The sequence below is a fragment of the Streptomyces sp. NPDC056883 genome, from assembly GCF_042788835.1.
GTDB classification, from domain to species: Bacteria; Actinomycetota; Actinomycetes; order Streptomycetales; family Streptomycetaceae; genus Streptomyces; species Streptomyces stoeckheimensis.
The window spans coordinates 15,698-37,168 of record NZ_JBHUBS010000026.1 but is presented as its reverse complement, the minus strand read 5'-3'; the positions used below and the strand labels follow the sequence as shown (position 1 = coordinate 37,168).

15 protein-coding genes and 1 tRNA gene are annotated in these 21,471 nt (G+C 71.4%); 7 read left to right on the top strand and 9 right to left on the bottom strand.

Annotation, left to right across the window (positions count from 1 at the left end; translation table 11 throughout):
• Positions 1–40: 40 nt before the first annotated feature.
• Positions 41–2,476 carry an ATP/GTP-binding protein gene (locus ACFRU2_RS38165; protein ID WP_382980916.1) on the bottom strand — a complete coding sequence of 812 codons (2,436 nt, stop codon included), beginning with the start codon at positions 2,474–2,476 and terminating at the stop codon, positions 41–43.
• Between the two features lie 251 nt (positions 2,477–2,727).
• Between ACFRU2_RS38165 and gabT the strand changes: the two genes are divergently transcribed.
• The 4 genes from gabT (at position 2,728) to ACFRU2_RS38145 (ending at position 8,738) form a co-directional block, all read left to right on the top strand.
• Positions 2,728–4,062 carry a 4-aminobutyrate--2-oxoglutarate transaminase gene (gabT, locus tag ACFRU2_RS38160; RefSeq protein ID WP_382980915.1) on the top strand — a complete coding sequence of 445 codons (1,335 nt, stop codon included), beginning with the start codon at positions 2,728–2,730 and terminating at the stop codon, positions 4,060–4,062.
• A gap of 453 nt (positions 4,063–4,515) precedes the next feature.
• Positions 4,516–5,028 (top strand): phosphatase PAP2 family protein, encoded by a 513-nt coding sequence (locus ACFRU2_RS38155; RefSeq protein WP_382980914.1) that lies wholly within the window; start codon positions 4,516–4,518, stop codon positions 5,026–5,028.
• A 10-nt stretch (positions 5,029–5,038) separates the two neighbouring features.
• A complete protein-coding gene (locus ACFRU2_RS38150; RefSeq protein ID WP_382980913.1) occupies positions 5,039–7,483 on the top strand; it encodes an AAA family ATPase in 2,445 nt (814 codons plus the stop codon).
• On the top strand, positions 7,467–8,738 hold the full coding sequence (locus ACFRU2_RS38145; RefSeq protein WP_382980912.1) for an McrC family protein: 1,272 nt from the start codon (positions 7,467–7,469) through the stop codon (positions 8,736–8,738). The genes ACFRU2_RS38150 and ACFRU2_RS38145 overlap by 17 nt, the downstream gene beginning before the upstream one ends.
• Here ACFRU2_RS38145 and ACFRU2_RS38140 read toward each other — a convergent pair.
• The 8 genes from ACFRU2_RS38140 to ACFRU2_RS38105 all read right to left on the bottom strand — a co-directional run bounded on the left by ACFRU2_RS38140 (position 8,723) and on the right by ACFRU2_RS38105 (position 18,590).
• A complete protein-coding gene (locus tag ACFRU2_RS38140) occupies positions 8,723–10,537 on the bottom strand; it encodes a chitinase (RefSeq protein ID WP_382980949.1) in 1,815 nt (604 codons plus the stop codon). The genes ACFRU2_RS38145 and ACFRU2_RS38140 overlap by 16 nt on opposite strands.
• 151 nt (positions 10,538–10,688) lie before the next feature.
• Complete coding sequence (locus ACFRU2_RS38135; protein WP_382980911.1) at positions 10,689–11,177, bottom strand: hypothetical protein; 489 nt, start codon at positions 11,175–11,177, stop codon at positions 10,689–10,691.
• A 160-nt stretch (positions 11,178–11,337) separates the two neighbouring features.
• Complete coding sequence (locus tag ACFRU2_RS38130; RefSeq protein WP_382980910.1) at positions 11,338–12,756, bottom strand: NAD(P)/FAD-dependent oxidoreductase; 1,419 nt, start codon at positions 12,754–12,756, stop codon at positions 11,338–11,340.
• Between the two features lie 22 nt (positions 12,757–12,778).
• Positions 12,779–13,585 (bottom strand): ABC transporter permease, encoded by an 807-nt coding sequence (locus ACFRU2_RS38125; protein ID WP_382980909.1) that lies wholly within the window; start codon positions 13,583–13,585, stop codon positions 12,779–12,781.
• Positions 13,585–14,514: an ABC transporter permease gene (locus ACFRU2_RS38120; protein WP_382980908.1), complete on the bottom strand. Its 930-nt coding sequence runs from the start codon at positions 14,512–14,514 to the stop codon at positions 13,585–13,587. Before ACFRU2_RS38120 ends, ACFRU2_RS38125 begins: the two co-directional genes overlap by 1 nt.
• Positions 14,511–15,662: an ABC transporter ATP-binding protein gene (locus ACFRU2_RS38115; protein ID WP_382980907.1), complete on the bottom strand. Its 1,152-nt coding sequence runs from the start codon at positions 15,660–15,662 to the stop codon at positions 14,511–14,513. Before ACFRU2_RS38115 ends, ACFRU2_RS38120 begins: the two co-directional genes overlap by 4 nt.
• Before the next feature lie 84 nt (positions 15,663–15,746).
• Complete coding sequence (locus ACFRU2_RS38110) at positions 15,747–16,997, bottom strand: spermidine/putrescine ABC transporter substrate-binding protein (protein ID WP_382980906.1); 1,251 nt, start codon at positions 16,995–16,997, stop codon at positions 15,747–15,749.
• A gap of 51 nt (positions 16,998–17,048) precedes the next feature.
• Positions 17,049–18,590, bottom strand: a complete 1,542-nt coding sequence (locus ACFRU2_RS38105; RefSeq protein ID WP_382980948.1) for a gamma-aminobutyraldehyde dehydrogenase — start codon at positions 18,588–18,590, stop codon at positions 17,049–17,051.
• A 194-nt stretch (positions 18,591–18,784) separates the two neighbouring features.
• On the opposite strand from ACFRU2_RS38105, the gene ACFRU2_RS38100 reads away from it, so the two are divergent.
• The 3 genes from ACFRU2_RS38100 (at position 18,785) to ACFRU2_RS38090 (ending at position 21,425) form a co-directional block, all read left to right on the top strand.
• Positions 18,785–19,336, top strand: coding sequence for an NADAR family protein (locus ACFRU2_RS38100; protein ID WP_382980905.1), 552 nt, complete (start codon positions 18,785–18,787; stop codon positions 19,334–19,336).
• A gap of 51 nt (positions 19,337–19,387) precedes the next feature.
• Positions 19,388–19,449 (top strand) — tRNA-Ser (locus ACFRU2_RS38095).
• A 335-nt stretch (positions 19,450–19,784) separates the two neighbouring features.
• Positions 19,785–21,425 (top strand): TROVE domain-containing protein, encoded by a 1,641-nt coding sequence (locus ACFRU2_RS38090; protein ID WP_382980904.1) that lies wholly within the window; start codon positions 19,785–19,787, stop codon positions 21,423–21,425.
• Positions 21,426–21,471: the final 46 nt, after the last annotated feature.

The following is a 21,471-nucleotide window of genomic DNA, read 5'->3' as shown; positions in this document are numbered from 1 at the left end:
ACGGATTCGCTCCCTCTGGCCGCCGTCCTCCTCCCGGCCCTCAGCCCTGGCCCTGCCCCTGCCCCCCGAGCCGCACCAGCAGCGGGGCGGCCCGCTCGCCGCGGACGGAGGTCAGGGAGAGCACGGCGTGGCCGGGGGGCACGGTGTTGGCGAGGGCCGAGGCCGACCAGCGCTCCCGCTCCACCTTGCGCACGGTGACCGCGTCCGTGGTGACCGCCTTGCCGGTGATCACCTTGCGTACCGCGTGCACGGCGCGGGTGAAGGGCTGGTCGGCGTAGACCGTGCGGCTCGTGACGTCCCGCGTCTCGACCAGCTCGGTTCCCCAGGCGTCGGCGAACCACTTGCCGTCCCACGTGGTGACCCCGGAGAAGGCCATCCGGCAGCCGACCGTTCCGAGGAGCGGGGTGCGCAGCCCTTCGGGTACGTCGTCCAGGGTGCGCAGCGCCAGGAGAACGCCCGCGTTGGCGGACCGGAGCCCCTGCATGCTCCGTACGGCCTCGGCGGTGAGGGTGTGCGAAGCGTCGTCGAGGGCCAGGAAGGCGAACAGGGAGCGGTCCGTGCGGGCCGCGGCCGCCGCGTTGAACTGGGCGAGGAGCAGCCGGGCCAACAGCCGGGAGGCGTCCGGATGGCCGCGCTCGGGGAGGTCCACGCGCACCCGGACCGGGTGTCCCAGGGCGCGGAGGGAGAAGGGCCGCCCGCCGCCGGTGGTGTCGAAGAATCCGTGGAACGCCGGCCGGTCGAGCAGCGCCGCCCGGTCGGCGAGAACCGGTCCCGGGTCGCCGTGGACGGCGTGCTGCCGTGCCCGGGCATCGAGCTCGCGGAGCATGCCCTGCTGCCCGGAGCCCTCCAGCTCGTGGCGCAGCGCCGCGAGCGCCGCGGGCAGCTGTTCCAGCAGGGCGCGCAACTCGGGCACGGTCGGGAAGCGGCCGTACGCGGCATGGAACGGGCCGAGGATCTGGGCGAGCGCCGTTGCCGCCCGGCGTACGTCGACGCCCGGCAGGTCGCCCACGAAGGCTTCGGCGAGGAAGGAAGCCGCCTCGTCGGAGTCGCCGGTCCCGCCGTAGAGGTCGAGATCGTGCACGGATGCCGGGTCACCCGGGCGCACCACGATGTCGTAGGCGTCGTCGGGTCCGAGCCGGGATCCGGCGGCGCCGACGGCGATCACGGCCGCCTGCCCGGCCAGCGCCTGGAGGGCGAGCGACTCCACGACCGGCCTGACCAGCCCGTGCGTCTTGCCCGAGCCCGAGGGGCCGACGGCGAGGACCGACGTGCCCAGCACGCCGGGATCGAGGGCCAGCCCGGTCCCGCGGCGTTCGTGGGGGTTCGGCTCGGCACCGGTGACCTTGCCGAGCCAGACCTGCCCGACGGTCAGGTCGTGGGAGGCGGTACGGACGGGCAGATCGCGGGCGCCCGAGGGATGGCCGCAGGCGGCCGCGCCCTTGTCCCGTACGGCTTCCACGAAGGCGGGGCGCCGCGAGGGGTCGGCCCTCACGGACTCCCAGGCCCGCCGGATCCGTGCGTGGTCGACATCGTTCATCCGGCCCTGCCGGGCTTCTGCCGCCAGCCGGTCCGCGGTCTCCGCCAGCCCTGCGGCACGCAGGTGCGGCCAGCCGGCCGGCGCGTCCGGGCCGTCCTGGGGCACTGCCTGCGGGGCATCGGCGGGAAGGGCGGAGGAGCGGAGGCCGGCCAGCAGGGTGGTCCAGCCGCCGAGGCGGGCGAAGAGGACGACGACGGGGGCGTAGATCAGCACGTAGAGGGCGTTGGTGACCACCGAGCCACCCGTTTCGCCGAGCTCCGCGTACGGCAGGTGGCCGAAGACCAGGGGATAGACGACCAGGGTCTGGGTCTGGATCAGCAGGACCACGACGAAGGCTCCCACCCCGGCGCCCAGCGCGCGGTACCAGGGGCCGCGGGCCGCGATCAGCTGGTCGAAGGCGGTCCGCCAGCCGCCCATCTTGGCGAATGCGATGCACAGACCCACGGTGACCAGCAGCACGTAGACCTCGAGGGCCGCCTGTCCCCGGTGGTCGATCGGGCCGTTGATCAGGCCGCCCTCCCACCAGCTGTCGGGGGTGAAGTAGTAGAGCGGAGCCCCGAGGAAGGGGAGGTTCCCGTCGAGGAAGGCCTGCCAGCACACGAAGAAGACGAGGAAGGAGATCACGACCCGCGTGATCAGCGACCGGCCGTTGGCGTCCGGCTTCGGTGCGGCCGGGGTGTAGGCGTAGCGCCAGATGCCGGGCTTGGCCTCCGGGCGCGGGGCGTTCAGCCACGCGGTGAAGGGCGTCGCGGCGGGAGCCGCGGTCAGGCCCGCGGCAGGGCTTCCCGGTGCGTACGCGGGCGGCGGCGGGGCCTGGACCGGGCGCGGCGGCGTGGGGGGCGGGCCGGCCGGCCGGGGGATGTGGGGACCGCCGGCCCCCACATCGGGCGAGCCGCCGTAACTGCCGCGGTCCCCGCCGTGCGTGCCGTCGGTGTCCATGAAACCTCTGCCCCCTGCCCGTTACCGCACTGCCTGCACTGCGCTGCGCGCTCAATCTAGTGGCCGTCGCCGCCCCGCGGCCCGTACCCGGGCATGATCCACAAGACAGGCGCGGATTCCTTCCTATGGCCGTCACGGACAAGGACACGCGGGCACCACTCCCGAACGGAGCATGCAGGACCCCACCTCCCGGGCCTAGCCTGCGGACAAAGACACAAGTGCGTCCGAAAACACCCCCCAGGAGCCCCCCTATGACCGCTGTCCCGCAGGAGCGCCGCATCGTCACCGCGATCCCCGGCCCCAAGTCGCAGGAGCTGCAGGCCCGCCGTCTGTCGACGGTGGCCGGCGGCGTGGGCTCCGTGCTCCCCGTCTTCACGGCCCGCGCGGGCGGCGGCATCATCGAGGACGTCGACGGCAACCGCATGATCGACTTCGGTTCCGGCATCGCCGTGACCTCGGTCGGCGCCTCCGCCGAGGCCGTCGTGCGCCGCGCCGCCGCGCAGCTCGCCGACTTCACCCACACCTGTTTCATGGTCACCCCCTACGAGGGCTACGTGGAGGTCTGCGAGGCCCTCGCCGAGCTCACCCCGGGTGACCACGAGAAGAAGTCCGCGCTGTTCAACTCCGGCGCCGAGGCCGTCGAGAACGCCGTCAAGATCGCCCGTTCGTACACCAAGCGCCAGGCCGTCGTCGTCTTCGACCACGGCTACCACGGCCGTACGAACCTCACGATGGCCCTGACCTCGAAGAACATGCCGTACAAGCAGGGCTTCGGCCCGTTCGCCCCCGAGGTCTACCGCGTTCCGGTCGCCTACGGCTACCGCTGGCCGACCGGCGCCGAGAACTGCGGCCCCGAGGCCGCCGCGCAGGCGATCGACAACATCGTGAAGCAGATCGGCGCCGAGAACGTCGCCGCGATCATCATCGAGCCGGTCCTCGGCGAGGGCGGCTTCATCGAGCCGGCCAAGGGCTTCCTCCCGGCGATCGTGAAGTTCGCCAACGACAACGGCATCGTCTTCGTCGCCGACGAGATCCAGTCCGGCTTCTGCCGCACCGGCCAGTGGTTCGCGTGCGAGGACGAGGGCATCGTCCCCGACCTCATCACGACCGCCAAGGGCATCGCGGGCGGCCTGCCGCTCGCCGCGGTGACCGGCCGCGCCGAGATGATGGACTCCGTGCACGGCGGCGGCCTGGGCGGCACCTACGGCGGCAACCCGGTGGCCTGCGCCGGTGCGCTCGGCTCCATCGAGACCATGAAGGAGCTCGACCTCAACGCCGCGGCGAAGAAGATCGAGTCCATCATGAAGGCCCGTCTGACGGCCATCCAGGAGAAGTTCGACATCGTCGGCGACATCCGCGGCCGCGGCGCCATGATCGCGATCGAGCTCGTCAAGGACCCTGCGTCCAAGACCCCGAACCCGGAGGCGGCCGCCGCGCTCGCCAAGGCCTGCCACGCCGAGGGCGTCCTCGTCCTCACCTGCGGCACCTACGGCAACGTGCTCCGCTTCCTGCCGCCGCTCGTCATCGGCGAGGACCTGCTGAACGAGGGCCTGGACGTCATCGAGGCCGCGTTCGCCACCCTCTGATCGAACGTCTGACACAGGCGCTAGAACGCGGGGACGCGATCCTCGATCACCGCGCGATCACTACCGCGGGTAACGGTCGGGCACTGTGAAGAAGGTGTGGGGGGCCGATGGCGGGAGCGTTTTCCCGCTGTCGGTCCCCCTTCCGCTGCCGTACGGTTTCTGCAGATGAGTGAGACACCCCGCTCCCGGGAAACCGGAAGCGACACCAGTACCGGGCTTCCCCAGCGCCGCACTGGGCATGCGTTCGCGCACACTCCTCACCGATCGGACGGCCGCACGCCCCAAACCCCCCGGGGCGCCCGGCAACCCGATCCGGGCGGCCGCCCCGGAACCACCCCCCCTGTTCCGGGGCGGCCGGCCACTCTCCGCCCGGGGATCTCCCCGGGCCGCGCGGCCTATGCGATCTCCGCACTCTGCGTCGCACTCTTCGCCCTGACCACCTGGCAGGTCCTCGTGTCCGGGCCCCTGCTGGTCCCGGACGCCGCGCTCAGCCGGGCGCTCGTGCGCACCGTCCCCGACGCGGTCACCCAGCGTCTCTCCGACTTCGGCAACGTCCCGGTCGCGGTCCCCGTCCTGCTCCTCGCGGTGCTCTACGCCGCCCGGCGCGGCAACCGACGGGGCGCGGCGGCGGCAGCCCTGGCCATGGCCCTGGTGCCGGCCCTGGTCGTCCCGCTGAAGGAGTGGACCGCCCGGCCGGGCCCCCTGGAGCCCTGGGCCTCGGGCTACTACCCCTCGGGCCACACGGCCACCGCCTACGTGGCGTACGCGGGCGCCGCCCTGCTCGTGCGCCCGTACGTCCGGGGCCGCTGGCCCCTCCCCCTCGCGGCCGTCCCCACCGCCCTGACGGCGACGGGGCTGATCCTGCGCGGCTACCACTGGCCCCTGGACGTCCTGGCCAGCTTCCTGATGTGCACGCCGCTGCTGCTCGGGGTGAAGTGGGCCACGGGACGCCGCAGCCCCGGCTAAGGTCGGCGGCATGGCGCAGGAACTGCTGAAGTACTCCGTCACGTACGGCGGACGGGCCCACGAACTGACCCCGTCGGGGGGCGAGGTGATCCTCCCCCGCAGCGGCGTCAAGATCCACCACAGCAGCTCCTGCTGGCACCTCACCGACTCCGGTGACCTGCCGACGCATCCCGACCCCGACGGGGTGCTGTGGCGCCGGCTCCTCGACGCCTCCGATCCCGCCGCGTTCTCCGCTTCCCGGGGGCTGGTCAACGGCATGGGCAAGCCGCTCACCGGCGTGTGCTCCTGCGCGTTGCGGGCGGTCACCGACGACCACGCGGACAGCCTCCCCTACTGGCCCCTCGACGCCGCGTTCGCCGCCTTCGACCCGGACGCCCACGGCGCCGCGGTGGAAGCCGCCGACCACGAAGCCGCGCGGTTCCGCGAGCGGTTCCCGTGGGAGGAGTGGCCGACGCTGTCCCTGGACCGGTACGCACTGGGGCAGCAGCCCGATCTCCCCGGGCCCTTCTACAGCCGCGACCTGGAGTACGGCAGCAAGCCCCTCGGCAGTATCACCGGCGGTTCGGCGTACAAGCACTTCGTCTTCCGCCGCAGGGACGGCGTCTGGTGGCACGACACGAAGTACCCCGATGCCGCGACGGCGTGGGAGGCGGTCCGGGCCGGCATCGTCGAGGCGGTCGAGGCGGCGCGGGCGGGCCGGGTGGCGGAGATCGACGACATCGCAGCCATCGCCTCCGGCGTCACGGTCGTCGCCAAGACGCTGCGGATCTACGCGCCGGACGCCATCCTGCCGGTGTACGCCGACCACCTCACCCGTCACTACCTGTCGCTCGCGGGCGGCGACGCGTACGGCGGGCTCAGGCCGTTCGCCCGCAAGCAGGCCCTGCGCCGGCTGTTCCTGGACCGGGAGGGCTCCAAGGACTGGCCGCCCCAGCTGGTCCTGCGGTTCCTGCTCTGGTGGGCGCCCCTGCGCGTGGCTCCCCGCATCGTCCGCATCGGGATCGAGGACGGCGTCCGGATCTGGCCGCAGTGCCTGGCGGGCGGCTATCTGGCGGTCCGCCACGAGGCGATCGGCGATCTGCACGCCTTCGTCGGCCCGGAGGAGGCCACCGAGGCCTCCGGCTCCGGCGGAGTCCCCGGGTCCGGCCTCTCACCCGATCCCGACTCGATCGAGGACCTCGGCCTGTGGGACCTGATCGGGCTGCGCGCGGGCGACCGGGTCGTTGCCATGGACGGCCGCAACACCGTGCTCGGAGTCGGCCAGGTCACCGGCGAGGGATACCGCTGGCGCCCCGACCTCACCGGTCACCGGCACACCGTCTCCGTGGACTGGTCCGGCACCTACTCCGGCGTGCTCGACCCTCCGGCCGGCGACTGGGGTCCGTGGCTCGTCACCGATGTCCGGCCCAAGCTCTGGGGGCAGATCCAGGCCCTGCGCACCGCGGGCGCACCGGAGGCCGTGGAGGCGGAGCCGGAGCTGCTCCCGCCCCTCGATGCCGGGCTCCGGCGGATCTCCGACGCCCTGGACCGGCGCGGCCAAGCGGTCCTCTACGGTCCGCCCGGGACCGGAAAGACCCGCCAGGCCCTGCGCTTCGCGGTCCGTCGGCTCGGCGAGCTGTCCGACGACCTGCCCGGTCTGCATCCGGCCGCCGAGCCGGGTGACGAGCTCTTCGGCCACACCGTGCGCGCCCTCACGGCCGCGGGCCGGCTGACCCTGGTCACCTTCCATCCCGGATACGGGTACGAGGACTTCATAGAGGGCCTGCGCCCGCGGCCGGGCAGCACCGGGCTCTCCCTCGAAACGACCGCCGGAGTCTTCAAAGAGGTGTGCACCAGGGCGGCCGCCGACCCCGGCCACCCCTACCTGGTCGTCGTCGACGAACTCAACCGGGCCGACCTCCCCAAGGTCCTCGGGGAGCTGATCACGGTGATCGAGAAGGACAAGCGGGGCATGGCCGTCACCCTCCCCCTGTCCAAGGAGGCGTTCTGCGTCCCGCGCAACGTCCAGCTGCTCGGCACCATGAACACCTCCGACCGGTCGATCCGGCAGCTCGACTCGGCCGTCCGGCGCCGCTTCGCCTTCCTCGAACTGCTTCCCGACGCCGGACCCCTGCACGGCTCCGCGGTGGACGAACTCGACCTCGGAGTGTTCCTCGATGCCCTCAACGACCGGATCAGGCGGGAGCTGGACCGGGAGAAGCAGATAGGCCAGGCCTTCTTCCTGCCCGGCGGCACGCCCGTCGCGACCGCCGCGGAGCTGGCCTCCGTGATCAGGGACGAGATCCTGCCGCTCCTCCAGGAGTACGCCTACGACGACTACGGGCTGCTCACGGCCTTCCTCGGAGAGGACCTCGTCGACCCCGTCTCGCACACCCTGCGGGAGCTGTCCGACGAGAAGCTGGTGTCCTGCCTCTACGAGGAGTTCCAGGTCGGCGCCGGTGCTCCGTCTGCCTGAGTACGGCCGGAAGGTCCTGCCCGGCGTCCGGCTGAGCGACGCCGACCGCCGGATGCTCGCGGACGGCGCCCTGGACCGGGTGCTGCGGATCCGGGAGCTGGCCGACGACCGCCTGGAGGTCGAGGCCAGGGCGTACGTGGGCGTCGTGCGGCTCGACGCGTGCGAGATCCGGGTCCTGCCGAAACACCTCGGCGGCAGCCTGGACGTGCTGCGGATGCTGGAGTACTCGGCGGGCGGCCGGGTGCGGACGCTGGAGGCCGGCCGGGGGTTCGCGGAGGGCGACGCGGACCTGCGCGACCTCGTCGCGCTGATGGTCACCGAGCACTGCGAGCGGCTGCTGCGGCACGGGGTCCGCAAGGACTACGTGACCCGCGCGGAGGATCTGCCGGTCGTCCGGGGCCGGCTGCTGCCCGACCGGCAGGTGCTGCACCACCACGGGCGCCTGGACCGGCTGGCGTGCCGCTTCGACGAGCACGACACGGACGTCCTCGACAACCGGCTGTGCGCCGCGGCCGTGGAGCGGGCCGCGCGCACGGCCGGGTCCCCCCGGGTGCGTGCCCGGGCCCGGCGGGCCGCCGCGCAGTTCGGACCGCTGGCGCCGACCCCGCTCGGGGATCTGCGGCAGGCCGTTTCCAGGCTGGCCTACCACCGGCACAACGAGCACTACCGGCCCGCTCACCGGTGGGCCCGGCTCCTGCTGTCCGGCGGCGGGATCGACGGGCTGTTCACCACCGGTCCGCTGGCCTCCCGCGCCTTCCTCGTCGACATGAACGGGCTGTTCGAGGATTTCGTGACGCGGCTGCTCGAGGACGGTGCGGCGGGCAGCGGGCTGACGGTGACCGGCCAGTCGGCGCAGCGGCGGGTGCTCGTCGACGAGGCCACGGAGAAGCACTACAGCGAGGTGCGGCCGGACGTGCTGGTCCGCGGGGTGCGCGGCGGGGCGCCGTTCCGGCTGCCGGTGGACGCGAAGTACAAGCTGTACGAGGGGAAGAAGCTCTCGACGCAGGACATCTACCAGGCCTTCCTCTACGCACACGCGCTGGGGAGCCCGGCCGAGTGCGTGCTGGTGCATCCCGCCGGACCGGGTGCCGCGGGGGTGCGCGTGGCCGTGCGGGACCACGCGGGCGCCACCTCGGCACGCGTCCGGTCCGTACCGCTGGACCTGGGGTCCGTACTGGGCGAACTGGCCGGGCCACAGCCCCTGGAGGCTGCGGCCCGGGTGTGGAACGAGGTCGTCGGTCAGCCGCCGAAGTAGGCGTCGAAGTTCTTCGAGAACTCCCAGCTGCCGAAGCGGTCCCAGTTGATCGACCAGGTCATCAGGCCGCGCAGGGCGGGCCAGGTGCCGTGGGTCTGGTACGAGCCGCAGCTGACCTTCTTCGTCAGGCAGTCCAGGGCCTTGTTGACCTCCGCCGGGGAGGTGTGGCCGTTGCCCGCGTTGGTGGTGGCGGGCAGGCCGATGGCGACCTGGTCGGCGCGCAGCGCGGGGAAGACGCGGGAGGTGTTGCCGGCCACGGGGAAGCCCGTGAGCAGCATGTCGGTCATGGCGATGTGGAAGTCGGCTCCGCCCATGGAGTGGTACTGGTTGTCGAGGCCCATGATCGAGCCCGAGTTGTAGTCCTGGACGTGGAGCAGGGTGAGGTCGTCGCGCAGGGCGTGGATGACCGGGAGGTAGGCGCCGGCGCGCGGGTCCTGGCCGCCCCAGGGGCCGGATCCGTAGTACTGGTAGCCGAGCTGGACGAAGAAGGTCTCGGGGGCCATCGTCAGGATGAACTCCGGGCCGTACTTGGCCTTCAGGGTCTTCACGGCGGAGATCAGGTTGACGATCACCGGGGTGGTCGGGGCGCGGAAGTCGGTGTCGCCCGTGGCCAGGGAGAGGGAGTGGCCCTCGAAGTCGATGTCGAGGCCGTTGAGCCCGTACTCGTCGATGATCTTGCTCACCGAGGAGACGAAGGTGTCGCGGGCGGCCGTGGTGCCCAGCTGGACCTGGCCGTTCTGGCCGCCGATGGAGATCAGGACCTTCTTGCCCGCGGCCTGCTTGGCCTTGACGGCCGCCTTGAACTCCGCGGCCGATTCGACGGTCGGGCACTCGCTGACCGGGCAGAGCTGGAAGCGGATGTCGCCCGAGGTGACCGAGGTGGGTTCGCCGAAGGCCAGGTTGATGACGTCCCACGAGGCGGGTACGTCGGCCATCCGGACGTAGCCGGAGCCGTTGGCGAAGCTGGCGTGCAGGTAGCCGACGAGGGCGTGGGCGGGCAGGCCGGGGTTGCCCGGGTTGCCGCCGCCTCCGCTCGGGGTGGTGACGGGGACGGCGGCGCTCTTGGGCGATTCGCCGGCCGCGTTCACGGCGCTGACCTGGAAGGAGTACGTGGTGGAGGCGGTGAGCCCGGTGACCGTCGCCGACGTGCCGCTGACGGTGGTCGGGTTCGCGCCGTCCCGGTAGACCTTGTACGAGGTGGCCCCGGTCGCGGCCGTCCAGGAGAGGCCGACGGTGGTGGCGGAGGTGGCGGACGCGGTGAGCCCGGCGGGGGCGGCCGGGACCTGGGGGCCGGGGCCGGAGCCGCCGGGGTCCGGGCCGACGAGGGTCACGTCGTCGGTGAACTGCGGCGGCTGGCCGTACCAGCCCTGCGTGTAGACGGTCACCGAGGTGGTGGCCGCGCCGGTACGGAAGCTCGTGCTCAGCTGCTTCCAGGCGCCCGGGGTCTGGGTCCAGGTCTGCGGGTCCGTGGTGCCGGTGCCGGTCGCGCCGAGGTAGACGTACGCGCCCTGCACCCAGGCGCTCAGCGTGTAGGCGGAGTCGGGCTTGACGGTGACGGTCTGGGAGCAGCGGGCGTTGTCCTGCCCGGCCGGGGTGCCCTTGAGGGCCGAAGTGCCTCCGTGGACGGGGGTGCTGACGACGGCTCCGCTGCCGGTCGAGCAGCTCCAGCCGTCGAGGCCGGCTTCGAAGCCGCCGTTGCGGATGAGGTCGGCGTCGGCGGCCGCGGCGGGCTGGCCGGTGGCGAGGAGGCCGGCCGCCGCGAGGGCGGCGGCGGTAAGGAGGGACAGGACGGAGCGTATGACGGTGGGTCTGGCGGGGCGGGTGGGGCCGGCAGGACGGATGGGGCGCACAACTGCCTCCGGTGCATGGGGGGATGGAGCCGGGCCGCGCGCGGGGAAGCGGTGGGGGAAGGCGCAGCGGCGCCCAAGATGGTCCAGACCAATGCCCTTGTCAAGACTTCCGGCCTCCCCGCCCCACGACGCGGGCCGCCGCCTCGTGCATCGCGAGCTCCAGTACCGCCGGATCGGTGAGCGTGCCCTGCCCGTCCGGGACCACGAGCCAGCGGACCCCGCCGGTGGCCCGGCCGGGATACGGGACCACGATCCAGGTCCCGTGCCCGGCTCCCCGTACTCCCGACCCGATCCAGCGGGACGCCGTGCCCGGGGGCACGAAGAAGCCCAGCCTGCCGAACACCGTGCGGCTCCGCCGCGTGGCGCCGAAATCGGCGAGCACCGGGCCGGGCCGGTCGAGCAGCGCGTTCAGTACGTCGAGGGTGGTGTGTCCCAGCTCCCCCGGCAGGATCAGCACGTCCCAGCGGCGGCCGGCGGGCAGGAGGGCGACCCCGAGGGGGTTGCGCTCCCACTCCCACCGGCAGGCGTCCGGATCGGGCGCCACCGAGACCAGCCATTCCACTGCCGTCTTGTCCCCCGGGATCGTCATCGCCCGGCCTCCGCTCTCTGTGGGTGAGGTGAAGCGTTCTCACAGGAGAGAGCGGGGCCGGGCGCAGGTATGACGCGGGTTTCGTTACTCCATGGTAGTGAAGCAGGTCACACCGGACCGGGTGGTGTGCGCCCGGGGCGTGCGGAGGTCGCTTACCCGATCAGCTGTCGAAGCCGAGGCCGAAGCGGTCCAGCGTCTTCAGCCACAGGTTGCGGTGCCCGCCCAGCCGGTCCGCCCGGGCCAGCGACCACTTCGTCATCGTGATGCCGGTCCACGCGAAGGGCTCCGGCGGGAAGGGCATCGGCTTGGAGCGGACCATCTCCAGCTCCGTGCGCTCGGTCTTCTCCCCCGCCAGGAGGTCGAGCATCACGTCGGCGCCGAAGCGGGTGGCTCCGACGCCCAGTCCGGTGTAGCCGGCCGCGTAGGCCACCTTGCCCGCGTGCGCGGTGCCGAAGAAGGCGGAGAAGCGTGAGCAGGTGTCGATCGCCCCGCCCCAGGCGTGGCTGAATTTCACCCCTTCCAGCTGCGGGAAGCAGGTGAAGAAGTGCTCGGCGAGCTTGAGGTAGGTCTCGGGCCGGTGGTCGTGCTCGGCGTCGAGCTTGCCGCCGTACGGGTAGATCGCGTCGTAGCCGCCCCACAGGATCCGCCGGTCGGGGGTGATCCGGAAGTAGTGGAACTGGTTGGCGCTGTCGCCGAGGCCCTGGCGGTTCTTCCAGCCGATCGAGGCGAGCTGCTCCTCGGTGAGCCGCTCGGTCATCAGCGCGTAGTCGTACACCGGGACGGTGAGCGGACGCACCCGCTTGACCAGCGACGGGAAGATGTTGGTGCCCAGCGCCACCCGGCGGGCGAAGACCCGCCCGTACGGGGTCCGCACGGCCATCCCGGCTCCCGAGCCGGCGAGGTCGAGCCCGCGCGTGTTCTCGTAGATCCGTACGCCCAGCTCCAGGCAGGCGCGCTTCAGGCCCCAGGCGAGCTTCGCCGGGTTGAGCATGGCGACGCCGTCGCGGTCCCAGATCCCGCCGAGGAAGGTCGGGGAGTCGACCTCGGCGCGCACGGCGTCCGCATCCAGCCATTCGGAGCGGCCCGCGAGGCCGAGCCGCTCGGCCTCCGCGTGGAACTCGCGGAGCTCGGCGACCTGGTGCGGCTCGGTGGCCACGTCGATCTCGCCGCTGCGCTCGAAGTCGCAGTCGATGCCGTAGCGGGCGACCGCCTCCTCGATGGCGTCGAGGTTGCGGGCTCCGAGGTCTTCGAGCTTGGCGAGCTCGTCCGGCCAGCGGGCCATCCCGTTGGCGAGGCCGTGGGTGAGGGAGGCGGCGCAGAAGCCGCCGTTGCGGCCCGAGGCGGCCCAGCCCGCCTCGTGGCCCTCGATGAGCACGACGTCCCGGGCGGGGTCGCGCTCCTTGGCGAGCAGCGCGGTCCACAGGCCGCTGTAGCCGCCGCCGATGACGAGCAGGTCGCAGTGCTCGTCCCCGGTGAGGGCGGGCTCGGCGGCGGGCTTGCCGGGGTCGTCCAGCCAGTACGAGACCGGCTTCGCTTCGGAAAGAGATCGTGCAGCGGTGCGCATGGCGTCTGGGGCCATGTCTTCCAACTCCCTACAGGTGCTACTTGGGCTGTGCTTTCTTGCGGCGGTTGGCGACCATCTGGCCGCCCAGCACCACCAGGATCGCGATGACGAACATCGCGGTGCCGATGACGTTGATCTGTACAGGCGTACCGCGCTGGGCCGATCCCCACACGAACATGGGGAAGGTGACGGTGTTGCCCGAGTTGAAGTTGGTGATGATGAAGTCGTCGAAGGAGAGCGCGAAGGAGAGCAGCGCGCCCGCCGCGATACCGGGGGCCGCGATCGGCAGGGTGACGCGCAGGAAGGTCTGCGCGGGGCCGGCGTAGAGATCGCGGGCCGCTTCCTCCAGGCGGGGGTCCATGGAGAGCACCCGGGCCTTGACGGCGGCGACGACGAAGCTGAGGCAGAACATCACGTGGGCGATCAGGATCGTCCAGAAGCCGAGCTGGATGCCCATGTTGAGGAAGAGGGCGAGCAGCGAGGCCGCCATCACGATCTCGGGCATGGCCATCGGCAGGAAGATCAGCGAGTTGACCGCGCCGCGCCCCCGGAAGCGGTAGCGGACCATCGCGAAGGCGATCGCGGTGCCCAGCACCGTCGCGCCGATGGTGGCCCACAGGGCGATCTGGAGCGAGAGGGACAGGGACTCGCACATGTCGGCGACCCCGCAGGGGTCCTTCCACGCGTCGAGGGAGAACTCCTGCCAGGCGTAGTTGAAGCGCCCGGTGGGGTTGTTGAAGGAGAAGACCGTGACGACGACGTTCGGCAGGATCAGGTACGCGAGCGTGCCGAGCCCCGCGATCACGACGAGATTGCGGCGCAGCCAGGTGGTGGCGCTCTTCATCAGACCAGGTCCTCCGTCCCCGCTCGGCGGATGTAGATGGTGACCATGACGAGCACGATGGCCATGAGGATGAAGGACAGCGCGGCCGCCGTCGGGTAGTCGAGGATGCGCAGGTACTGCGACTGGATGACGTTGCCGATCATGCGGGTGTCCGTGGAACCGAGCAGTTCGGCGTTGACGTAGTCGCCGCTCGCCGGGATGAAGGTGAGCAGGGTCCCGGAGACCACGCCCGGCATGGACAGCGGGAAGGTCACCTTGCGGAAGACCGTGGCGGGACGGGCGTACAGGTCCCCGGCCGCCTCGTGGAGGCGGGTGTCGATGCGCTCCAGCGAGGTGTAGAGCGGAAGGATCATGAAGGGGAGGAAGTTGTACGTCAGACCGCAGACGACCGCGAGCGGCGTGGCGAGGACGCGGTCGCCCTCGGTCATGCCGAGCCAGCTGGTGACGTCCAGGAAGCCGATCGTGTTGAGGACACCGACCACCGGGCCGCCGTCGGCCAGGATCGTCTTCCAGGCGAGGGTGCGGATCAGGAAGCTGGTGAAGAACGGGGCGATGACCAGCACCAGGAGCAGGTTGCGCCAGCGGCCCGCCTTGAAGGCGATCAGGTAGGCCAGCGGATAGCCCAGCAGCAGGCACAGCGCGGTCGCGGTGCCGGCGTAGAGCAGGGAGCGCAGGAACTGCGGGTAGTACTCGGTGAAGGCGTCCCAGTACGTCTGGAAGTGCCAGGTGACCTTGAACCCCTCTTCGAGGGAGCCGGTCTGCACCGAGGTCGAGGCCTGGTAGATCATCGGCAGCACGAAGAAGACGAGCAGCCACAGGATGCCCGGGAGCAGCAGCCAGTACGGGACCAGTCGCTTCTTCAGGGACGGCTTGTGCACCGGGGGTTCGGCCGGAGCGGGCGCCTGGGGAGGCGCGACTGTGGTGGTCACGCGGACTCCTCGACCGTCTCGATGCCCGCGTCGATGTCCTGGGCGGCGTCGAGGCCGAAGGTGTGGTCCGGGTTCCAGTGCAGTATCACGTCGGCGCCGGGGACGAGGCGGGCGTCGCGCTCGATGTTCTGCACGTACACCTCCAGCTCCGGGCAGACCGGGCTGTCGATGACGAACTGGGTGGAGACTCCGATGAAGGAGGTGGCCGCGATCTTGCCGGCGACCCTGTTGCGGCCCGCCTCGACGGTGTCCGCCGCGTCCGCGTGGACCAGGGAGATCTTCTCCGGGCGCACCCCGACCAGCAGCTTGCCGCCGGCGCGGGGCGTGGTCGAACATCGCGCCGCCGGGACGCGCAGCTTCGTACCGGCCGAGGAGACGACCACGTCGGACGCGCCGGCTTCCAGGACCTCGGCCTCGATGAGGTTGGAGGTGCCGAGGAAGTTCGCCACGAAGGTCGTCTTCGGGTTCTCGTAGAGGTCGGCGGGGGCGCCGAGCTGCTCGACGCGGCCGCCGTTCATCACCGCGACCGTGTCGGCCATGGTCATGGCCTCTTCCTGGTCGTGCGTGACGTGCACGAAGGTGATGCCGACCTCGGTCTGGATCCGCTTCAGCTCCAGCTGCATCTGGCGGCGCAGCTTGAGGTCGAGGGCGCCGAGCGGCTCGTCGAGGAGCAGCACCTGGGGGTGGTTGATGAGCGCGCGGGCGACCGCGACGCGCTGCTGCTGGCCGCCGGAGAGCTGATGCGGCTTGCGGCCGGCGAACTGGCCGAGCTGGACCAGTTCCAGCATGTCGTCGACCTGCTTCTTGACCGACTTGATGCCGCGGCGGCGCAGGCCGAAGGCGATGTTCTCCGAGACGTCGAGGTGCGGGAAGAGCGCGTAGCTCTGGAAGACGGTGTTGACCGGGCGCTTGTACGGCGGGAGGTGCGTGACCTCGCGGTCGCCGAGGCTGACGGTGCCGGTGGAGGGCTCCTCCAGGCCGGCGATCATGCGCAGGGTGGTGGTCTTCCCGCAGCCCGAGGCGCCGAGCAGGGCGAAGAAGGAGCCCTGGGGGATGGTGAGATCCAGCGGGTGCACGGCGGTGAAGGATCCGTAGTGCTTGCTGATCCCGGCGAGGCGGACGTCGCCGCCTTCGGTCTTGTCAGTCATGGGCCTGGGCCTTCGGTGGTGTGTCGTGGAAGGGGCAGGTGCCGGTACGGGTGTCCGGTGCCGCGGGGACGGCGGCGGGACCCGTCAGGCTCCGATGAGCTTGGCGAACTTCTCCTCGTACGCCGTCTCTTCCTCGCTGGTGAGGGAGCGGAAGGCGTGCGACTTGGCGGCCATCGCCTTGTCCGGGACGATCAGGACGTTGTCCGCGAGCGCCGGGTCGATCTTGGCCAGCTCGTCCTTGACGCCCTCGACGGGGCAGACGTAGCTGATGTAGGCGGCCAGCTGCGCCGCCACCTCGGGCTCGTAGTAGTAGTCGATGAGCCGCTCCGCGTTGGCCTTGTGCCGGGCCTTCACGGGGACCAGCAGGTTGTCGCTGGAGGTGATGTAGCCGGGCGCCGGGATCGCGTACTGGATGTCCGGGTTGCCGGCCTGGAGCTGGATGACGTCGCCGGCCCAGGCCAGGCAGGCTGCGAGGTCGCCCTTGTCGAGGTCCGCGGTGTAGTCGTTGCCGGTGAAGCGGCGGATCTGCTTCTTGTCCACGCCCTTCTGGAGCCGGCCGATCGCCTCGTCGTAGTCGGCGTCGGTGAAGTTCGCCGGGTCCTTGCCCTGGTCGAGCAGGGTCATGCCGACGCTGTCGCGCATCTCGGTGAGGAAGCCGACGCGGCCCTTGAGGGAGGGGTCGTCGAGCATCTGCGTGACGGAGTCGACCTTCTTCCCGCCGGTCGCCTTGGTGTTGTAGGCGATCACGGTGTTGATGCCGGTCCAGGGGTAGCTGTACGCGCGGCCCGGGTCCCAGTCGGGGCTGCGGAACTGCGGGATCAGGTTGGCGTACGCGTGCGGGAGGTGTGAGGGGTCCAGCTTCTGGGCCCAGCCGAGCCGGATGATGCGCGAAGCGAGCCAGTCGGTGACGACGATCAGGTCGCGGCCGGTGTCCTGGCCGGCCGCGAGCTGGGGCTTGATCTTGCCGAAGAACTCGACGTTGTCGTTGATATCCTCGGTGTACTTGACCTTGATGCCGGTCCGCTTGCTGAACTCCTCCAGCGTGGGACGCGACTTCTCGTCCTCGCTGGTGTCCATGTACTCGGTCCAGTTGGAGAAGTTGATCTCCTTCTCCTGCTCCGAGTGGTCGTCGGAGGCCGCGGCCGTGCCCTCCGCGCGCTTGGCCGGCGGAATGCCGCAGCCGGCCAGCGCGGACAGGCCGCCGAGGGTGAGCGCTCCGACTCCGGAGGCGCGCAGCACGGAGCGGCGGGTGAGGGCGCCGCGCCCGGTGGTGAGGCTGCGCCGCATTGCGGCGAGTTGCGCCGCCGAGAGGCGGTCGGGCTCGAACTGCTCCATGGGAGGTGCCCTTTCGGGATGGGTGCGGGCCGCTGGTCGGGCGGCTGTCGGCTATCGGTCCCCGAAGATCGTGCGGTGCCAGTCCTTCGCGGCGACCGCGGTGTTGTCGTACATCACGTGCTTGACCTGCGTGTACTCCTCGAAGGAGTAGGTGCTCATGTCCTTTCCGAAGCCACTGGCCTTGTAGCCCCCGTGCGGCATCTCGCTGATGATCGGGATGTGGTCGTTGACCCAGACGCAGCCCGCCTGGATCTCACGGGTGGCGCGGTTCGCGCGGTACACATCACGGCTCCATGCGGAGGCGGCGAGACCGTACGGGGTGTCGTTGGCCAGCGCGATGCCCTCGTCGTCGGTGTCGAAGGGCAGGACCACGAGGACCGGCCCGAAGATCTCGGACTGGACCACCTCGCTGTCCTGGGCGGCGCCGGAGATGAGCGTGGGCCGGTAGTACGCGCCGTCCGCCAGGCTGCTTTCCCCCTCCCTGGCACCGGGGATCTCACCGCCGGTGACGACGGTGGCGTACGCGCGGGCCCGCTCGACGAAACCGGCGACCCGGTCGCGCTGGGCGTGCGAGACCAGCGGGCCGAGGTCCGTGGCCGGGTCGAAGGGGTCGCCGACGCGGACGGTCTCCATCAGCTCGGCGACCCGGGCGACGAAGGCGTCGTGCAGGGGGCGCTGGACGTAGGCACGGGTGGCGGCCGTGCAGTCCTGGCCGGTGTTGATCAGGGAGGCGGCGACGGCGCCGTTGGCGGCGGCCTCCAGGTCGGCGTCGTCGAAGACGAGGAAGGGGGCCTTGCCACCCAGCTCCAGGTGGAGCCGCTTGACGGTGGCGGTGGCGATCTCGGCGACCCGCTTGCCGATGGCGGTGGAGCCGGTGAAGGAGGTCATGACCACGTCCGGGTGGCCGACCAGGTGCTCGCCCGCGTCCCGTCCGGCGCCGGTGACGATGTTGACCACTCCGTCGGGCAGGCCCGCTTCCTTGGCCGCCTGGGCGAACATCAGGGAGGTCAGCGGGGTGAGCTCGGCGGGCTTGAGGACGATGGTGTTGCCCGCGGCGATCGCCGGAAGGATCTTCCAGGCGGCCATCTGCAGCGGGTAGTTCCACGGCGCGATGGAGCCCACGACCCCGATCGCCTCGCGGCGCACGTACGAGGTGTGGTCCCCGGAGTACTCCCCGGCGGCCTGCCCCTGGAGGTGGCGCGCGGCGCCCGCGAAGAAGGCGGTGTTGTCGATGGTCCCCGGCACGTCGAACTCCGTCGACAGCTTGACCGGCTTGCCGCACTGCAGGGACTCCGCGTACGCGAACTCCTCGGCCCGCTCGGACAGGACGCCGGCCAGCCGGTGCAGCGCGTCGGAGCGCTCCCCCGGGGTGGCCCCGGACCAGCCCGGGAAGGCCCGCTTGGCGGCGGCGACTGCGGCGTCCACGTCCGCGGTGGAGGCCAGCTCGTAGGTGAGCACCTCCTCGCCGGTGGCCGGGTCGACCACGGTGTGTGACCGGCCCGAGGTGCCGGGCCGCAGCTGCCCGTCGATGTACTGCGCGCCTTCGGCGAAGCGGTCCTTGACCTGGACCTTGACCTGGAAGCGGTTGCCCATCACGCTCTCACGCTCTCCGTAGCTACAGTTCGAGCTACAGCTCGAATTGAGTGCCGATCCTGGCAGAGGTACACCCCTCGGCCAAGTGATTCCGTTGTTGCCTTTTGATTACGCGACGGAATCGGTCGACCATGTGTCTAGGCGCGCCCGAAATCCCGTACGAAGTGTTCGGTGCTCCTGCGAGACTCGCATGCATGGAGAAGATCGAGGAACTGATCGGGCAGGTCAGCCGGGGTGAGCGGCCGAAGTTCCTGCCGTTCTGGGGACACCGTCCGCGGCACGACGGAACGCTCGGACCGAGCTGCCTCAGTCAGTGGTGGCCGTCCGAGTTCACCGTGGGTGACGTGCGGTACGCCACCGCCGAGCACTGGATGATGGCCGGAAAGGCGCGTCTGTTCGAGGACGCCGAGGCGGAGCGCGCGGCCCTGGAGGCGACGAGTCCGGCCGCGGCGAAGAAGGCCGGGCGGCTGGTGCGCGGCTTCGACGACACGGTGTGGGAGCGGGAGCGGTTCGCGCTGGTGGTGGAGGGCAGCGTGCACAAGTTCGGCTCGGATCCGGCGCTGACCTCGTACCTGCTCTCGACCGGCAAGCGGGTCCTGGTGGAGGCCAGCCCGATGGACCGGATCTGGGGCATCGGCCTGGCCGCCGACGACGAGCGCGCGCTGGACCCGGCGCGCTGGCGCGGCCTGAACCTGCTGGGCTTCGCGCTCATGGAAGCGCGCGAGCGGCTGCGGGCGGAGCTTTAATCGCTCGCAGCGGATGAGGGTGTGCGTCTAGCGTGATCCTTGTCCAGGTGCGCAGGTGAGACCTACTTCCACTGTTAATGGGGTGGCCGCGGGTTCGAGTCCCGTCACCGGCTTCGGGTCGGTGTAGCTCAGTTGGCAGAGCACCTTGTGGTTTCGCCGACCTCGATCTCTGGACACCACGTTCGCACCTCCCGGTGCGCCGGCCACGGCTACTTCCTCCACGAAATCACGCCGCGGCCACTTCTTTCTCGGGAGGCGCACGTGCGGAGTGCCCGGTGCGCAGGCAACGGTTACTTCCGGATCAACAGGTCGCGGGTTCGAGTCCCGCCCGGCTCCGGCCGGTAGCTCAGTTGGATAGAGCAGTCGACACAGTCCGTCGCCGACTTCGATCTCGGGCATTCCGTACGTCACGCCTTCCCCGCTTTCCACTGAATTCGGGGGGATTCACATGGCTCGTTTCAACCTGCTCCGCTCCAAGGCGGCGCCCACCGCACCCGCTGCGCCCGCCGCACCCGCCTCACCGGTCCGCTCGACCGGTCGCCGCGCCGCCAACGCGCACGGCAGCACCGGCTTCCTGCGCGATCCGCGCTCGGAGCTGTTCCTGCTCGCCGTCGCCAACTTCGTGACGCAGCAGACCGCCTACGAGTCCGGCGAGGCCCGCGACGGCCGGTTCGGCGCGCTCGTGCGCACCCTTGCCGTGGAGGATCCCGAGTGGACCGCCGGCCTGCTCGGCTGGCTGCGGCGGGACGGCAACATGCGGACGGCTTCGCTCGTCGGAGCCGCCGAGTACGTCAAGGCGCGGCTCGACGCCGGAGCGACCGGGGGGCCGTCGAACCGGCAGGTCGTGGACTCCGTCCTGCTGCGCGCGGACGAGCCCGGCGAGCTGCTCGCCTACTGGACGGCCGCGTACGGGCGGAACGTGCCCAAGCCCGTCAAGCGCGGGATCGCCGACGCCGTGCGCCGCCTCTACTCCGGCAGCTCGCTGCTGAAGTACGACACGGCTTCCCGGGGATACCGCTTCGGCGACGTCCTCAATCTGGTGCACGCCTCCCCCGACCCCGCCAAGCCCTGGCAGGGCGAGCTGTTCCGGCACGCCCTCGACCGCCGGCACAACCCGGAGACCGCCGAGGTCCCGCCGGGCAACCGCACCCTGCTCGCGCACCGGACCCTGATGGAGCTGCCCGTGGCGGAGCGCCGGGCCGTGGTCACCGCGGCGGACGGCGCCGAGCGGCTCGCCGCGGCGGGCATGACCTGGGAGGCGCTGGCCGGATGGCTGCAGGGGCCGATGGACGCGGCCGCCTGGGAGGCGGTCATCCCGTCCATGGGCGCGATGGCGCTGCTGCGGAACCTGCGCAACTTCGACCAGGCCGGAGTCTCGGACGAGGTCGCCGCGCGGGTCGCGGCGAAGATCTCCGACCCGGAGACCGTCGCCCGGGCCCGGCAGTTCCCCTTCCGCTACCTCGCCGCCTACCAGCACGCGCCCTCGCTGCGCTGGGCGTACCCGCTGGAGCGGGCGCTGGGCCACTCCCTGGCCCACGTACCGGCGCTGCCCGGGCGGACGCTGGTCCTGGTGGACCGGTCCGGGTCGATGTGGTCGCCGCTGTCGGACCGCTCGCAGCTCAACAGGGCGGACGCGGCGGCCGTCTTCGGGACGGCGCTGGCGCTGCGCGCCGAGGACGCGGACCTGGTGCAGTTCGGGTCCACCAGCAAGGCGGTCGACTACCGGCGCGGCGAGTCGGTGCTGAAGGTCCTGGAGCGGTTCGAGGACCTCGGCGGCACGTTCACGGCGGAGGCGGTGCGCACGCACTACGCGGGGCACGACCGGGTCCTGATCGTCACCGACGAGCAGGCCACGTACTCCTACGGCGGCGATCCCACGGCCCTGGTGCCGGACACGGTCCCGGTGTACACGTGGAACCTCGCCGGATACCGGGTGGGCCACGCGCCCTCCGGGTCCGCGCACCGGCACACCTTCGGCGGGCTCACCGACGCGGCCTTCCGCATGGTGTCCCTGATCGAGGACGGCCGGGACGCCAGGTGGCCCTGGGAGACCGGGCGGGCGGACGCGGACGCGGACGCGGACGCCTGAGCCTGGCAGCAGGGCGGAAGGGCCGGGCGGGGACAGTACATGTCCC

Bases quoted from the DNA above. Each gene is read 5' to 3' on its own strand.
- ACFRU2_RS38135 (WP_382980911.1), bottom strand. From the start codon at position 11,177: ATGACGATCCCGGGGGACAAGACGGCAGTGGAATGGCTGGTCTCGGTG.
- ACFRU2_RS38115 (WP_382980907.1), bottom strand. From the start codon at position 15,662: ATGACTGACAAGACCGAAGGCGGCGACGTCCGCCTCGCCGGGATCAGC.
- gabT (WP_382980915.1), top strand. From the start codon at position 2,728: ATGACCGCTGTCCCGCAGGAGCGCCGCATCGTCACCGCGATCCCCGGC.
- ACFRU2_RS38150 (WP_382980913.1), top strand. From the start codon at position 5,039: ATGGCGCAGGAACTGCTGAAGTACTCCGTCACGTACGGCGGACGGGCC.
- ACFRU2_RS38165 (WP_382980916.1), bottom strand. From the start codon at position 2,476: ATGGACACCGACGGCACGCACGGCGGGGACCGCGGCAGTTACGGCGGC.
- ACFRU2_RS38110 (WP_382980906.1), bottom strand. From the start codon at position 16,997: ATGGAGCAGTTCGAGCCCGACCGCCTCTCGGCGGCGCAACTCGCCGCA.
- ACFRU2_RS38100 (WP_382980905.1), top strand. From the start codon at position 18,785: ATGGAGAAGATCGAGGAACTGATCGGGCAGGTCAGCCGGGGTGAGCGG.
- ACFRU2_RS38090 (WP_382980904.1), top strand. From the start codon at position 19,785: ATGGCTCGTTTCAACCTGCTCCGCTCCAAGGCGGCGCCCACCGCACCC.
- ACFRU2_RS38105 (WP_382980948.1), bottom strand. From the start codon at position 18,590: ATGGGCAACCGCTTCCAGGTCAAGGTCCAGGTCAAGGACCGCTTCGCC.
- ACFRU2_RS38125 (WP_382980909.1), bottom strand. From the start codon at position 13,585: ATGAAGAGCGCCACCACCTGGCTGCGCCGCAATCTCGTCGTGATCGCG.
- ACFRU2_RS38130 (WP_382980910.1), bottom strand. From the start codon at position 12,756: ATGGCCCCAGACGCCATGCGCACCGCTGCACGATCTCTTTCCGAAGCG.